This is a genomic window from Winogradskyella maritima (genome assembly GCF_042650215.1).
Taxonomy (GTDB): Bacteria; Bacteroidota; Bacteroidia; order Flavobacteriales; family Flavobacteriaceae; genus Winogradskyella; species Winogradskyella maritima.
Map to the genome: position 1 here is coordinate 1,277,226 of NZ_JBHSAT010000004.1, position 15,386 is coordinate 1,292,611.

Sequence of the window (15,386 nt, forward strand, 5' to 3'; positions counted from 1 at the left end):
TTTTGAAACTACCCGTTCAAACCTGTATTATGAAATCTAGAATAGTTATTCTCACCCTTATTGCCCTACCATTATTTATGGCTATGTCTGTGGCTCATAAATACTACGTCAGTGTTACTAAAATCGTCTATGCAAAGGAAGAGAAAGCTGTACAGATTACCAGCCAGATTTTTATTGATGATTTTGAAAACCTATTGCGAGAGCGCTACGATGAGACCATTACATTAGCAGGAAAAGACGAATCTAAAAATGTAGATATGTATATGCAACGCTATCTTACCGATAAACTAAAATTGGTTATCAACGGAAAGGAAGCTGATATTAACTATTTGGGTCACGAATACAAGGAAGATATTACCTATTGTTATCTCGAAGTTTTAAAGGTTGAAGGCATATCCTCAATGAAAATCACAAACGAAGTTCTATTCGATATGTTTGATGAGCAACAGAATATTGTTCGCACAGAAATCAACTCCAAAAAGAAGAGCTTTTTAATGATTCCAGAAAAAAATCAAGGTGTGTTAAACTTTGATTAAAAATCTCTCAAAGCCCTTTAAAATCGCTATTTTAGGCATCATTTTTAACAAATCATTATAATTTATGAAATTAATTAAGCAGTCCTTATGGGCTATTCTTTTTGTTTCTGCTGGCGCATTTGCTCAGGATGAAACTACTGAAGAAAAACCTCAAGGTCACACCAACAACAACAAATTCAAGCAGTTATATGATGAATTTGCAACGCCTAATATGTTCAGAACCGGATCGGGTGCTCCTGGGCCAGCTTACTACCAACAGCAGGCCGATTACAAAATGGACATTGAAATTGATGATGAAAATGCAAGACTTTACGGTAATGAAACCATTACCTACACCAATAATTCTCCAGATCCGCTAAAATATCTTTGGGTACAATTAGACCAAAATATGCGTGCTAGAGATTCCAAAACCCCATTGATTAATAGTTCAGGTATTGGTCCAGCAACCACGCCAAGCAGAGCGGCGAGAACGTATTTAAGTGAAGGGTTTGATGGGGGTTTTAATATCGAATCTGTCACTAATGTCAACGGCAAGCCTTTGCCACACATGATTAATAGAACGATGATGCGCGTTGAGTTGCCAAAGGTGATGAATACGGGTGATAAATTTTCTTTTAAAATCAAATGGTGGTACAATATCAATGATCACGTAAAAGATGGTGGGCGTTCAGGATACGAATATTTCCCTGAGAATGATAATAGAATCTATGTTATGGCGCAATTCTATCCACGTATGGCTGTATACAATGATGTTGAAGGATGGCAGAATTCCCAGTTCTGGGGACGTGATGAGTTTGCCTTACCATTTGGAAATTTTGACGTGAATATCACCGTGCCAGCAGACCATATCTTGGATGGTACAGGATTTTTAACCAATCGTGAAGAGTTATTCACTAAGGAAATGATGAAGCGTTTCAATCAGGCGAAAAAGTCTTATGACGAGCCAGTAATGATTGTTACTCAAGAAGAGGCTGAAAAAACAGAAAAGACAAAATCAAAAGAAAAGAGAACCTGGAAGCTTTCTGCACAGATGGTTCGTGATTTTGGTTTTGCTACATCCCGAAAGTTTTTATGGGATATGATGGCTGTTAAAGTGGGTGATAAAGATGTGATGGCTGTGTCTTTATATTCTAAAGAAGGAAACCCGTTATGGGAGCAGTGGTCTACAAAAGCGGTGGCAAGTACATTAAAATCATACTCACGTATGACTTTTGATTATCCTTACCATAAAGCCATTTCGGTTCACGCACCGATGGGTATGGAATATCCAATGATTTGTTACAATTTTGGTCGTCCGGATAAAAACGGAAATTATTCAGACCGAACTAAATTTGGGATGATTAGTGTTATTATTCATGAGGTAGGACACAATTTCTTCCCAATGATCGTCAATTCAGATGAACGCCAATGGACATGGATGGATGAAGGTTTAAACACCTTTGTTCAATATGTGGCTGAGCAAGATTTTGGCGAGTGGTACCCAACTGCGCTTTCGGAAGGGCAAACGGCATACCCATCGAGACGCGGTCCAGCTAAAAACATTGTTCGCTACATGGGAGGTAATCAAGATTTCATTGCACCAATTATGACCAAAGGTTTAAATACTTATCAATTTGGAAACAATGCCTATGGTAAACCAGCTACGGGACTTAATATCTTAAGAGAAACTATTATGGGACGTGACCTGTTCGATTATTCTTTTAGAGAATACGCTAACCGTTGGATGTTTAAGCACCCAACACCTGAAGATTTCTTTAGAACTATGGAAGATGCTTCGGCATTTGATTTAGATTGGTTCTGGAGGGGTTGGTTCTATACAACGGATTACACGGATATTGGTATAGAAGATGTTAAGAAATTTGTTGTCACTTCTAAGCCAAGTGCGGAAGGTACAAAATTAGCAGAGCGTTTTAATATGAGTACTGACGAATTAATCTACTTTGTTGAAGAAGACTCTGATGAATTTGATGCCGCTATGAAAGGTAAAGGTCTTGAAGATTTACCAACGGTGAAAGAGTATGTTATGGATAACTTCTCTGAAGCCGAGCGTAAAGAAATTAAAGCGCCTAAGTATTTTTATAGTGTTACGTTCAACAAGCCAGGTGGTTTGGTGATGCCTTTGATTGTAGAATATAGTTATGCTGACGGTACAAGCGAAAAGGTGACATATCCTGCACAGATTTGGAGACTTAATGATAAGCAAGCAAGCAAAGCTATAGCTAGCGAAAAAGAAATCGTTAAGATAACGGTTGATCCAGATTTAGAAACTGCTGATGTTGACACTACAAATAATTCTTGGCCGAGAGAGGCTCAAGAAAGTGATTTCAATAAGTTTAAAAGTGGCATGAAAAACTAGTCATCCACTATATGATATAAAGCCGACTTTTTAACGAGTCGGCTTTTTTTATTCCCTACAGTCAGCCTATATTTGCACCGTGATACACGCACTAAACATACTATTCATTGGAGGACCAGAGATTATATTCATACTGTTTATAGTCATTATGGTTTTTGGTGCGGATAAAATCCCTGAAATTGCCCGTGGCTTAGGTAAGGGTATGCGTCAATTAAAAGATGCAACCAATGACATTAAGCACGAGGTTACCAAAAGTGCCCAAGACTCTGGCGTAATGGATACCGATGTTACCAAGAACATCAATGAGGAGCTAAACAAGGTTAAGGATGATCTTGAAGACTTCACAGGTTCCGTTAGGCGAAAGCTGTAATTCACTTTTGTAGAAGCTTTGAGTTTACTAAGGTTTACATGAGGATTGGTAATAGGTGAATGTCTACGATAAATAATCTTCAGCTATTTAAGCTAATAGAAGCGGATAATTCGGGTTTGGGAATATTGAAACATTACGAGCTAGTTTGTAATACAAACATCTAGTAATTAGATAGTTGATTTTCTTGATATATGTATTTTTTTGTGGGGAAATATTTCTGAAAATGCATTTCATCGAAAAAATAGTACTTTTTGTCGTATTTCTTTAAATATTTGCTATGTTGCCGCTCCCAATTTGCCCTACATGAAATTGAACCTACTTTTAATAGCTTGCTATTTTATCCTTAATTTCACCTATGCTCAGGATGAAAGAAGTGTTATCAAAACAATAGACCTCCTCAATCAAAGTGCAAAAAAAGCATACTTAGAGGATAATATCGACCTTGCATTTGAGGCCATTACTAGAGCTATTCATCTTTCAGATTCTATTTCAGATTATTATGGCACGGCCATTTCTTATATAACTCTAGGTAATATATATGCTGAAATCGGAGATTACCATAATGCGGATAGCATGTATCAAACCGCACTGGAGTCTGCCAAATCCGTTGAGGATCCACATACCTTGTCTAAAGCCAATCTATATATTGGATTGATAGCACTAAAGCAGAATAAAAAAGCCTCTCAAATCATAAAACCTTTGGAGGAAGCAATGCGGGTTGCGCAAAGTATTCCTAAAGATGACGAAGAAGGAACACTAGAGAAAAACAGTATTATGGCTAAGGCTTTGGTTGCTCTTGCCAGTTACCATAACCAAAATGAACAATCTACTGCATCATTAGCTTTGGTATTAAAAGCCAAAAATTTGCTCAAGACCAATTTAGATTTTTATGATAGGGCACTTGTAAATTTTGAGTTTGGGAGATACCATTTTAATAACCAGAATTACTTTACGGCAATAGATAATTTCGAGATAGCACTTAGTGAACTTAAGCAGGTTGGTAAGCCTAGTTATCAAGAATTAATGTTAGAGGCGGATATAACTAAAAATTATGCCAACGCTTTAAAGAATTTAGAGCGTAAAGAAGAGGCTTACGAAAAGTTAGTGGTTGCCGAGTCCTTGGCAGCAACTGTGTTTAATGAGGAAAAATTAAGGCAAGTTAACTTGGCAAAGTCCCAATTTAATATAGAGTCTTATAAGCGTAAGGCAGATATCGCTAATCAGCAGCGCCTTTTACAAGCTGAAGTAAACGAAAAGAAGGGGAAGGCCATACTTGTAGTTGTTGTAGCTGCATGCATTTTGGCGATAACCCTTATTTTGGTAGTTCTAAGTCAGATGTCATACCGTAGAATAGCAAAACAATTATCCCTAAAAAATAAAGAATTAGAACTTGCTAAGAATCTAGCAGAAGAATCTTCTAAGCAAAAATCTTTATTTATATCCAATATTAGTCACGAGTTGAGAACACCGCTGTATGGCGTTGTAGGATTGACCAGTCTCTTATTGGAAAGTAATAATTTGGACAGGCGGGAACAAGGTTTTTTAAAATCGCTGAAATTTTCAGGTGATTATCTTTTGCATCTTATCAATGATGTCCTTCAGATGAGCAAGATTGAATCCAACAAAGTGGAATTGCAAAACACCTCTTTCAGTCCAAAGCGATTGGCTAAAAATATTTATAACTCTTTTTCTTATCAATTAGAAGGAAAGAACAATCAATTGCATTTAACCTTAGATCGAAGATTACCAAAGTATATATTGGGCGATAGTGTACGTTTATCACAAATCTTAATCAATTTGGTAGGTAATGGCTTAAAGTTTACCAATGGCGGTAATGTGTGGTTGCGCATGACGCAAGTTGGGTCTTCCGAAACAACTACAACTATACAATTTTGTATTGAAGACGACGGTCCAGGTATAGCGCCCGAAGAACAAAAGAAGATTTTTGAAACCTTTTCTCAATTAAACCGAAATTATAATAGTGAGTATCAAGGTACAGGACTAGGGCTTTCCATTACTAAAAACCTGCTGGAGATTTTCGATAGCCAGATAAATTTAGAAAGTGAGATTGGCAAAGGATCCAAATTCACTTTTAATATTAGTTTTGAAATTGATCAGGCAAAACAGGAAGCTTTAAATATTCAAACTATAAGTCAAATTATTTCAGACAAAAGCAACTCCAGAATACTGATTGCGGAAGACAACAAAATAAATCAAATTGTAACAAGAAATATTCTAGTCAAAGAAAACTACGACTGCGATTTGGTGGAAAACGGACAGCTTGCTGTAGAAGCTGTTAAAACAAAGCATTACGACCTCGTGTTAATGGATTTAAATATGCCGGTAATGGGTGGTGATGAGGCGACACAAAAGATTCGTGAGTTTAATAAGGATATACCTATCGTAGCGTTAACAGCTTCCGTTATGGAGGAAATTAAAGATAGGCTAATGACGATTGGCATGACCGATATTATCATTAAACCCTATGATAATTACGAATTTTTTCAAACTATAACAAAGCACCTTTATAAGGCACTACCTTCAGAAACGTCACGATTAAAGCTTTCGGCTAATGGTTAAGCCATCTCTAATGGGAAGTACAATAGTCTCTACTCTTGGGTCTTCTTTCAAAAGTGTATTATAATCTAAAACAGCCTTTGTGGATACGTCTTTTGGGTTCAACGTCTGAATGACTTTTCCATGCCACAACACATTGTCCGAAAGAATGATACCTCCAGTAGCTACTTTGTCAATTATTGCATGGAAATAGTTTGAATAGTTGGGCTTGTCGGCATCAATAAAAACTAAATCGAATTCATCTTCAAGTGTCGGAATAATATCTAAAGCGTTCCCCACATGCTGAATGATTTGTCTTCTGAAACCAGATTTTTCAAAATATTTATTCTGGATGGTTTCCAATTCCTCATTCACATCAATGGTGTGGATTTCGCCATCAGTTTGAAGCCCTTCAGCTAAACACAAGGTGGCGTAGCCTGTAAAAGTGCCTAATTCTAGAATGCGTTTTGGTTGTTTCAATTTTGAAATCATGCTCAACACTCGGCCTTGATATGGCCCACTCAACATTATCGGTTGAAGGATTTTTTGATAGGTTTCTCTTGTGAGCGCCTTCAACAAGTCCGGCTCTTGCTCAGAATGCGATACCACATAATCATCTAAATCTTCAGGAAGGAAATACATTATCCTAAAATTCTCTTTACCAATTTGTCTTTCTCATCTTGATTATCACCACACAACCATTGAATGACGTTGTCTTCCCAAATTGCATCCCGTTCAGTCTCGGTGATAATGTTACGTTCAATGGCTAAATCCAAAATTTTCCCAGGATAGGAGGATTGCTTTTCGCTTTCCATTTCACCTAGAGGATAAGGGTCATCTAAGCCCATTAATACTTGTTTGGAGCCTTGATTTTTTATTAATAGTTCCAAGCCACCAGTATCGTGTACAAGGGTGTCAAAGAAAATGTTCCTATGGCCTACGGCTTTTCTAGGGTGTGTTTTCCCTTCAAACAAATCGGGACGCCCATCAAAACCTTGAATACGTCGGCCTAAATTAATTTGCGCCAATTGGCCACCATGGGCAAAGCAGGTTCGCATATTTGGGAAGCGTTCTTGATAACCGTTCAAAGTCAAAAAGTGATAGGCATCAGCGCATTGTGCTAGCATCCAAATAAGGTGAAAACGCCAGCTTGTATTTTCAAGTTTAATGAATTTTTCGCCATCATACGGATGGATTTCAACAGCAAGGTTGTATTTGTTGGCGAGTTCAAAAATGGGTTCGTTCTCTTCATCAAAAATGCAACGCCAGGTACCAATGGTATCCATGTAGTGCGTCGGTAGGCATAATAATTGCATGCCCAGTTCCTCAACACAACGTTCAATTTCCCAGCAAGCACCTCTTACAAATCCAGGATGTACTACAAAACCGCAGGTAAATTTACTCGGATTGTCCTGTTGTACCTTCGCATTAAAATCATTCTGAAATCGCAAGGCCTGTTTCATTTCTTCAACCCTTAAACCGTTACCATAAAGCTGGGAAAGGTTTAAAACCACGGCATGGTCAATCTTGTTACGCGCCATCCACTCTAACTTTTCATCCAAGAAAAAACTAGAATCGGTGATTGGTCGATTCCAATCTTTCTGAAGCATGTATTTTCGGTCTTTGTCTACCCAAAAAATACCCTTGTCTTTCATGAATTGAGGAATATCCTCAGGATAGGGTAGAAGGTGAGAATGCCCATTGATTCGTAATTTGCGTTTATCTTCCATTGTCATGCTGAGCGCAGTCGAAGCACCTTTGTTTGATTAATTATCTATCTGAACTTTTTTAGGTGGTTCCATCGTTTCACCACAATTAGGACAGGTACGTTTGTGCTGGTCGCCATAATATTTATCGAAGATTTTTGGCATATCCGTTTCAATATTATCTAGTGTAAAATCCTCTTCGTACAACTTGGTGGTACAATTTTCGCAAAACCATAGGAGCGCATCCTGCACCCCTTTTTCTCTTGGGTATTCTATGACCAAGCCTACGGTATTTGCACCACGCTGGGGCGAATGTGGTACTTTGGGGGGCAATAGAAAGATATCACCCTCTTTAATATGAATGTCTTTCGGTTCTCCGTCTTCAATAACCTTAAGGACAATATCACCTTCGACCTGATAGAAAAATTCTGGTGTTTCGTTATAATGATAATCCTTTCGGCTGTTGGGGCCTCCAACAACCATGACAATGAAATCGCCATCTTTCCAAACGACTTTATTGCCAACTGGCGGTTTAAGAAGATGTCGGTTTTCTTCAATCCATGCTTTAAAATTTACGGGAGGATATAATTTACTCATTGACTCACTATTTTGTCATTCCTGCGAAGGCAGGAATCTGTTAATCACTATGTTTTTGGATTCCTGCCTTCGCAGGAATGACAAGTTACAAACTTTTTGTTCTTCCACCATCCACAGGCAGATTAATCCCATTGATATAAGATGCTCTAGCACTCGCTAAAAATGTTATGGCGTCTGCGGTTTCTTCGGGCCGAGCAAAACGTTTTGCAGGCACGGCATTTTGCATTGCTTTTGTGGCATCTTCAACGCTGGTACCAGATTTTTGAGATTTGTTCCTAATAATTTGCGATAAGCGTTCCGTGGAAGTAGCACCGGGTAAAACATTATTTACGGTGATGCCAAATTGCCCCAGCTCATTGGCCATTGTTTTACTCCAATTAGCGACTGCACCTCGTATGGTATTACTTACGCCTAGACCGTCTAGGGGTTGTTTTACGGATGTTGAAATGACGTTAATAATACGACCATAATGTTCTGATTTCATAAATGGTGCAAGCGTCTGTACCAAAACATGATTACACTTTAAGTGTTGTGTAAAAGCATTTTCAAATTCGTCTAAGACCGCATCGAATATAGGACCGCCTTTTGGGCCACCAGTATTATTTACGAGAATGTGAAAGCCATTATTTTCTTCAATAAATTTTGAAACTTTAGATTTCAATTCATCTGGATTTGAAAAATCAGCCACAATATAATTATGATTTCTGTGTGAAGGCAACTCGGCCAAAACGGCTTTGAGCTTGTCCTCGTTTCGTGCAATTAATGTGACATTGACACCTTCTTCAGCCAATGCCAATGCTGTTGCTTTTCCTATACCTTGTGTGCTTCCGCAGACTAAGGCGTTCTTGTTGTTAAGTTCTAAGTTCATTCCTATCCCTAACCCTTTCCAACGGAAAGGGAACAATTTTTTAGTTAATTTTTAATTTATCTGTTCAATCAGTTTCTTCTCTTGCCTTCTCCGCTAAAGCTAAATCGTCACGCACGTGGGAAGACGGAAAATGGGATTTAACTTTTATAACATCTGAGTCAGCATTCCTCCCCTTGGGGGAGGTTAGGTGGGGCTGTTTACACACACATTCTTCGCCTCCGTGAAAAACCGAAGCGCCTCAAATCCACCTTCTCTACCAACACCGCTGGCTTTTACGCCACCGAAGGGCGTTCTTAAATCGCGCATCATCCAGGTGTTCACCCAAACAATACCGGCTTGGATTTCTTGACTCATACGCATGGTGCGTTTAAGGTTATTCGTCCATAGAGTTGCTGACAAACCGTATTTTACTGAGTTGGCCATCTCTAGTACTTCGTCTTCTGTATTGAATGGCATTAGAGTTACCACCGGTCCAAAAATTTCTTCTTGATTTACACGGCAGTCGTTAGAATCGACTTCGATAACGGTAGGCTCTAAATAGTACCCATTTTCAAAACCTTCGACCTTTACTTCGTTTCCGCCACATAGGATGTTTTCGTTTTCGAATTTAGCGATTTCGATATATGATTTTACCTTTTCGAGGTGTGATTTTGAAACTAAAGCACCGATATCCGTCGTGTCTTCAGACGGATGTCCTACTTTTAATTGCTTTACTTTTTCGACAAAATCGGTTTTGAATTTTTCATAAATCGAAGCCTCCACAAAAATACGACTACCACACAGGCATATCTGTCCCTGATTGGCAAACGAGGAGCGAACCGTGGTTTTAAGCATATCTTCATAATCACAATCAGCAAAGATGATATTTGGGTTTTTCCCACCGAGTTCCAATGACAATTTTTTGAACATGGGCGAGGCCACTTTAGCGATGTGCGCACCCGTTGCCGTACCACCTGTAAATGAAATCGCTTTGATATTTGGATGCTCAACAATGGCTTGTCCTGTGGTAGTGCCCAATCCGTGAACAATATTTAAAACTCCTTTTGGAAGGCCTACCTCGTTACAAATTTCACCCAAAAGGTAAGCCGTCATTGGCGTAATTTCACTTGGTTTGGCGACGACACAATTTCCTGAGGCTATGGCTGGTGCAATCTTCCAGGTAAATAAATACAATGGGAGATTCCATGGCGAAATACAGCCCACAACGCCAATCGGTTGTCGTAAGGTATAATTGATGGCATTTTGGCCAACGCTCTCATGGCTTTCACTTGCAAACTGCGTAATGGCATTGCCAAAAAAACGAAAGTTACTCGCGCTTCTAGGAATATCGACAGCCTTAGACATACTTATAGGTTTGCCATTGTCTTTACTTTCGGCTTCGGCTAAACGGTCTATGTTGGCTTCGATTAATTCTGAAATTTTAATAAGAATACGACTGCGCTCATCCAACGTGGTTTTACTCCAAATGGGAAATGCAGATTTGGCGCTTTGATAGGCGTGTTCTACATCAGCCTTGGAGGAGTTGGGAATTTGTCCGTAAACCTCACCGTTAGCAGGATTATAATTATCTAGCCACGCATTAGACGTTGGATTTATGAATTCGCCGTTGATGTAGTTTTGGATGTTCATTTAAATAGGTTTATAGGCCATCACCTTAATCTCCACTACCAAATCAGGATGTGGTAATTGGTGTACGGCAACCGTAGTCCGTGCTGGTCCCGTCTCTTTGCTAAAAAACTCCGCGTAGGCTTTGTTGTAATCGGCAAAATCATTCATGTTGACTAAAAACGACGTCACATCAACCGCATCGTTTAGGGACGCACCTTCCTTGGCTAAATTACGTTCAATGTTTTTTAACACCTCCTGGGTTTGGGTATAGGCATTTAGTTTTTTGGTTCCCATCTCGTCGATGATATCTACGCCCGCGATGGTATTGTCTGGTCGGCGCGAGCTGGTGCCAGATACAAATATAAAATCGCCCACGCGCTTAGTATGTGGGTATGCGCCTCTTGGTGTAACGTCACTCATGGTAAAAAAAGCCCCTCTTAATCTCCTCTAAGGGAGAGACTCTTACTCGGGCGTAGTAAGAATACTTGATTATTGTCATTCCTGCGAAGGCAGGAATCTTTTTTTGATTTATTTAAAATTACGTCATTGCGAATCACGCCTAAGCGTGATGTGGCAATCTCATTACTTTAATATCACATTAATTAAAAAGATTACCACGTCACTACATTCCTAGTAATGACGTTTTAACTTAGTCCAGCGATTTCATCATCTTCCAAAATCGCTCTCGTTTCTTCTGTTACTTTGTCTAAAATTGTTTTTAAATTTTTAATTTCTGTCAGGTCGAGCGCAGTCGAGACCTCTCCATCCGCCAACATATTCAAGATGGCTTTGTCTTGGGCGCGTCCTTTCAACATGGCTTCGCGATAACCAATATCTTCATTAAAGGTAACCAAACTATATTTAGAAGAATAGTCATCGGGGAAGGCTTTTTCCAAGGCCATTTCGATCTTCCGTTTTTCTTGAAATATCGCTTGACCCACATGGTCTTTCATCTCATGGAAATTGTCAATCGCTAAATCGGCAATGGCATCAGTATCTGGTTTACGTCGTTTTTCGTAGGCTTTAAATATGGCTTCCCAATTATCATGACCTTCATCTAAAACAGCGTCGAATTCTACAACGTCTTCAAAGGATGCATTCATCCCCTGCCCATAAAACGGAACGATAGCGTGCGCCGAATCACCCATCAACAGGGTATTGCCTTTGTAGTGCCAAGGCGAACATTTAATGGTGCCCAATGGTGCCGTGGGATTTTCAAAGAAATCATCGACCAAATTCGGCATTATAGCCAAGGCATCTGGGAATTCTTTTTCGAAAAACTCTGTAACGATTTCAGGTGTTGTGAGATTATTGAAATTGTACTCACCTTCGCCATAACTTAAAAATAGCGTAACGGTAAAACTGCCATCTAAATTGGGAAGTGCAATTATCATAAAATCGCCTCTTGGCCAGATATGTAAGGCGTTTTTAAAGGTCTTGTAACCGCCATCTTCGGCAGGTAGAATGCTTAATTCTTTATAGCCGTGCGTCAAGTAATTCTGAGAAAAACTAAATAAGAATTTCCTGCCCAAATAATAGCTTTTTCGCAAGTTAGAACCCGCACCATCCGTCGCGATAATGACATCAGCATCTTCTATAAATTCCGATTTATCCAAATAATCTTTAAACAACGCAGTGGTGTTTTCAAAATCGACACTTTTACAGCCTTTATTGAAATGGATGTTAACATTATCATGTTTTTCAGCTTCGGTCAGTAACAATGCGTTTAAATCTTCGCGCGAAATGGAATTGATATACTCGTAATCGCGTCCGCTGTAATTGGACATAAAGGTGTTACCGTCTTTATCATGAATCATTCTCCCGTGCATAGGAATACAAAGCGCTTTCACATTGTCTTCCAAACCAACGAGCTTCATGCCTTTGTTCCCTCGGTCTGAAAATGCGAGGTTGATGGAACGCCCTGCTGAAATGTCAACTGTTCTGAGGTCTGGGCGCTTTTCATAAACGTTAACGTTGTAGCCACGTTGGCCCAAGCGCAAGGCGAGTAAGCTCCCGCAGAGGCCTGCTCCAATGATGAGAATATTCTGTGAAGCCCCATCTATACCGACGTTTCGGGATTCCCCGAAGACTTTCTCACTGTTGCTTTTGTTTTCTTTAGTGTTCATTTTTTTGCGTTAATCGTTCCTTCCCTTTGGGAAGGCTAGGATGGGCTTTAGTCTCTCAACAAACTCAAAAACATCCTCAAATGAGTTATACAACGGTACGGGCGCGCAACGAATCACATCGGGTTCTCGCCAATCCGTTATGATTCCTGCTTCAGTGAGTTTTTGGTGTAAGGCCTTGTCTGCACTTCTTACCTGAATACTCAATTGGCAACCGCGTTCTTTTGCATTGGATGGTGTTATAATTCGGATATGGTCATTATTCAATTCGTTGATAAGATATTCAAAATAGCCTGTCAATTTTCTAGATTTTTCTATGAGGTTATCCATTCCGGCCTCAGCAAAAACATCCAATGAGGCTCTAATGGCACACATGGATAAAATAGGCGGATTGCTCAACTGCCAACCTTCGGCGCCAGGTAATTGGTCAAACTCATCCCGCATCTTAAATCGGGTTTGTTTGTTGTGACTCCACCAACCAGTAAATCGGTTTAGGGTTTTATCATGGGCATGCCGTTCGTGCACAAACACACCGCTTAGACTTCCTGGGCCTGAGTTAAGGTATTTATAAGTGCACCAAATGGCAAAATCAGCTCCTGAATTATGTAAATCTAACTTCACGTTACCCGCGCCATGGGCACAATCAAACCCGACTTTACAGCCGTACGAATGCCCGAGTTCTGTGATGCGTTTTAAATCGAAAAATTGTCCAGTGTAATAATTGACACCGCCAATCATGATAAGTGCAATTTCGTCACCGTGCTGTTCCATTAAACGTTCTAACTCGTCATAATGGGTAAGGTCGGTTTCAGGATTTGGTTTCCAGAGAATTAATCCGTCTTTGTCGTCATAGCCGTGATGGCGCAATTGCGATTCCACAGCGTATTTATCTGACGGAAACGCATCTGCTTCAATCAGTATTTTATAACGTTTTTCCGTGGGTTTGTAAAACGACACCATCATCAAGTGTAGGTTGGTCGTTAGGGTATTCATAATCACGACTTCAATCGGTTTGGCACCGACGATGTCCGCCATGCTTTGGGTTAAGAATTCGTGATAATGTAACCAAGGATGCTCACCTTCGGTATGGCCTTCTACACCCAAATTGGCCCAGTCGTTCAATTCTTCTTCAATATAAGATTTGGTCAGTTTTGGTTGCAAGCCCAAGGAGTTTCCGGTAAAATAAATTAAAGGATTTCCATTGGCATCTTTGGGCAAATGGAACTGCTGTCTAAAATCCGCGAGCGGGTCATTCTTATCCTGTTCTAGGGCGTAGGCCTTGCCTAATTTGTAATCGGACAATGGTTTTTGGTTTTGGTATCTAACAAAAATACGGATTAAAAAGATGCCAGTCTAGTCGGATTGGGTCAATCGCAACTTCAAAATTTAGTATCTTTAAGAAAGTTTCAACCTATGGAAAAAGTAAAAGAATACAGTAACGGCGAAGTAACCATTATCTGGAAACCCGAACAGTGCATACATTCTGGGATTTGTGTGAAGGGTCTTCCAGAGGTTTTTCAACCTAAAGACAAACCTTGGATAAAAATTGATAATGCGACTACGCAAGCCTTGGTGAGTCAAGTTAAGGACTGCCCATCTGGTGCCCTATCGCACTATATGAATTCTGAAAAAGAACAAATGGAACAACCTGAAGATATTAAAGTAGAAATAAGAGAAAACGGCCCTTTGCTGGTCTATGGTGATTGCGAAATAAAGAACCCCGACGGGTCAACCACCACCAAAAAACGGAGCTCTGCCTTTTGTCGATGTGGTGCTTCTAGCAATAAACCATTTTGTGATGGTTCCCATGCTGATGTCGGCTTTGTAGGTTAAAAGAAAAAGCGTCTCTCCGTAGAGAAACGCTTCGATATATAGACGCCCTAAGGCGGAAAAGTGAAAGATATACGTAGAAAGTCTAAACTTAATCGCGAACCTTACACTTATACATTCAAAACGCGTGCCAATTATTTGTTCAGCGTCACGTTGATTTTATCAAAATACAGATTGAAATCGCTGTCGGGCATTTTGTGCTCCGTAGCTATCATAATCCCATTGTAATTCTTATAATTTTCAAAGGTCGTCATCATGGATGGTTCTTCGGCATTCCCTTTTCTAAAGACCCATTCGCGAATCATATAATCATCATCGTAAAAAATATCGTAAGCATCACCAGGTGTGTAACCGCCTTCACTCGGATAGGTGATGGTAATCATGTTCATTTCGGTTTTGCTGATTGGGGCCTCTTTGGTTACTGGCTCCGATAAAGTTGCGGTATTATCCCAAACCAATTGAAACGGTACCAATAACCAATATTTATCATTGATAAATGCTTGGTCTGTTTTCAGTTTGGTGCTGTCCATCGACGCTCTCGTGTAGGCAATGGTCTCATCTTCACCAAAAAACTGAACCGCATCTGGTTGTGGAGCCCATGCCCAAGCACGTCCAGGACGTTTGTTGTCACCTCCTCGGTCTACATTAAACGTAAAGTTGATGGTATTAACATGTTGCCAATTGTCATAACCATGGGCTTTGGCGATTTTTTCAGCGGTGGTTAATTCCGGTTCTGCCGGTGTTGGTTCGTCGGCGATGCGTTCGTTTTTGTCTGATTTGCACGAAGCGAAAGCTAAAAATGCGAAGAGGTATAAGAGTCTGAATGTCATTCTGAA

Annotated in this window: 14 protein-coding genes; 5 read left to right on the plus strand and 9 right to left on the minus strand. The window is 39.8% G+C overall.

The window, feature by feature from the left end; genetic code table 11:
- Nucleotides 1-29 precede the first annotated feature (29 nt).
- From ACFOSX_RS06825 to ACFOSX_RS06840, 4 genes are all read left to right on the plus strand, one after another.
- The gene (locus tag ACFOSX_RS06825) at nucleotides 30-536 is read left to right on the plus strand and encodes a DUF6702 family protein (RefSeq protein ID WP_386098327.1); all 507 of its coding nucleotides are present in this window, start codon (nucleotides 30-32) and stop codon (nucleotides 534-536) included.
- Nucleotides 537-600: 64 nt separating this feature from the next.
- A complete protein-coding gene (locus tag ACFOSX_RS06830) occupies nucleotides 601-2,892 on the plus strand; it encodes a M1 family metallopeptidase (protein ID WP_386098329.1) in 2,292 nt (763 codons plus the stop codon).
- Nucleotides 2,893-2,971: 79 nt separating this feature from the next.
- Nucleotides 2,972-3,262 carry a Sec-independent protein translocase subunit TatA/TatB gene (locus ACFOSX_RS06835; protein WP_386098331.1) on the plus strand — a complete coding sequence of 97 codons (291 nt, stop codon included), beginning with the start codon at nucleotides 2,972-2,974 and terminating at the stop codon, nucleotides 3,260-3,262.
- A 303-nt stretch (nucleotides 3,263-3,565) separates the two neighbouring features.
- A complete protein-coding gene (locus tag ACFOSX_RS06840; protein ID WP_386098333.1) occupies nucleotides 3,566-5,842 on the plus strand; it encodes a tetratricopeptide repeat-containing hybrid sensor histidine kinase/response regulator in 2,277 nt (758 codons plus the stop codon).
- On the opposite strand, the gene ACFOSX_RS06845 is transcribed toward ACFOSX_RS06840, so the two are convergent.
- The 8 genes from ACFOSX_RS06845 to kynU all read right to left on the minus strand — a co-directional run bounded on the left by ACFOSX_RS06845 (nucleotide 5,819) and on the right by kynU (nucleotide 14,022).
- On the minus strand, nucleotides 5,819-6,460 hold the full coding sequence (locus tag ACFOSX_RS06845) for an O-methyltransferase (protein ID WP_386098335.1): 642 nt from the start codon (nucleotides 6,458-6,460) through the stop codon (nucleotides 5,819-5,821). The two genes, ACFOSX_RS06840 and ACFOSX_RS06845, sit on opposite strands and share 24 nt — an antisense overlap.
- On the minus strand, nucleotides 6,460-7,548 hold the full coding sequence (locus ACFOSX_RS06850; protein WP_386098337.1) for an amidohydrolase family protein: 1,089 nt from the start codon (nucleotides 7,546-7,548) through the stop codon (nucleotides 6,460-6,462). Before ACFOSX_RS06850 ends, ACFOSX_RS06845 begins: the two co-directional genes overlap by 1 nt.
- Nucleotides 7,549-7,584: 36 nt before the next feature.
- Nucleotides 7,585-8,121 (minus strand): 3-hydroxyanthranilate 3,4-dioxygenase, encoded by a 537-nt coding sequence (locus tag ACFOSX_RS06855; protein WP_386098339.1) that lies wholly within the window; start codon nucleotides 8,119-8,121, stop codon nucleotides 7,585-7,587.
- Between the two features lie 85 nt (nucleotides 8,122-8,206).
- Nucleotides 8,207-8,989, minus strand: coding sequence for an SDR family oxidoreductase (locus tag ACFOSX_RS06860; protein ID WP_386098341.1), 783 nt, complete (start codon nucleotides 8,987-8,989; stop codon nucleotides 8,207-8,209).
- Between the two features lie 183 nt (nucleotides 8,990-9,172).
- The gene (locus ACFOSX_RS06865; RefSeq protein WP_386098343.1) at nucleotides 9,173-10,618 is read right to left on the minus strand and encodes an aldehyde dehydrogenase; all 1,446 of its coding nucleotides are present in this window, start codon (nucleotides 10,616-10,618) and stop codon (nucleotides 9,173-9,175) included.
- Nucleotides 10,619-11,017: a RidA family protein gene (locus ACFOSX_RS06870; protein WP_386098345.1), complete on the minus strand. Its 399-nt coding sequence runs from the start codon at nucleotides 11,015-11,017 to the stop codon at nucleotides 10,619-10,621.
- 224 nt (nucleotides 11,018-11,241) lie between these two features.
- Entirely contained in the window at nucleotides 11,242-12,723 is a 1,482-nt protein-coding gene (locus ACFOSX_RS06875) for an FAD-dependent oxidoreductase (RefSeq protein ID WP_386098347.1), read from the minus strand.
- 9 nt (nucleotides 12,724-12,732) lie between these two features.
- The gene (gene kynU / locus ACFOSX_RS06880; RefSeq protein ID WP_386098348.1) at nucleotides 12,733-14,022 is read right to left on the minus strand and encodes a kynureninase; all 1,290 of its coding nucleotides are present in this window, start codon (nucleotides 14,020-14,022) and stop codon (nucleotides 12,733-12,735) included.
- Between the two features lie 111 nt (nucleotides 14,023-14,133).
- Between kynU and ACFOSX_RS06885 the strand changes: the two genes are divergently transcribed.
- Nucleotides 14,134-14,553 carry a (4Fe-4S)-binding protein gene (locus ACFOSX_RS06885; RefSeq protein WP_386098350.1) on the plus strand — a complete coding sequence of 140 codons (420 nt, stop codon included), beginning with the start codon at nucleotides 14,134-14,136 and terminating at the stop codon, nucleotides 14,551-14,553.
- 131 nt (nucleotides 14,554-14,684) lie between these two features.
- Here the strand turns inward: ACFOSX_RS06885 and ACFOSX_RS06890 are convergent, their stop codons facing one another.
- Entirely contained in the window at nucleotides 14,685-15,380 is a 696-nt protein-coding gene (locus ACFOSX_RS06890; protein ID WP_386098352.1) for a hypothetical protein, read from the minus strand.
- Nucleotides 15,381-15,386 lie beyond the last annotated feature (6 nt).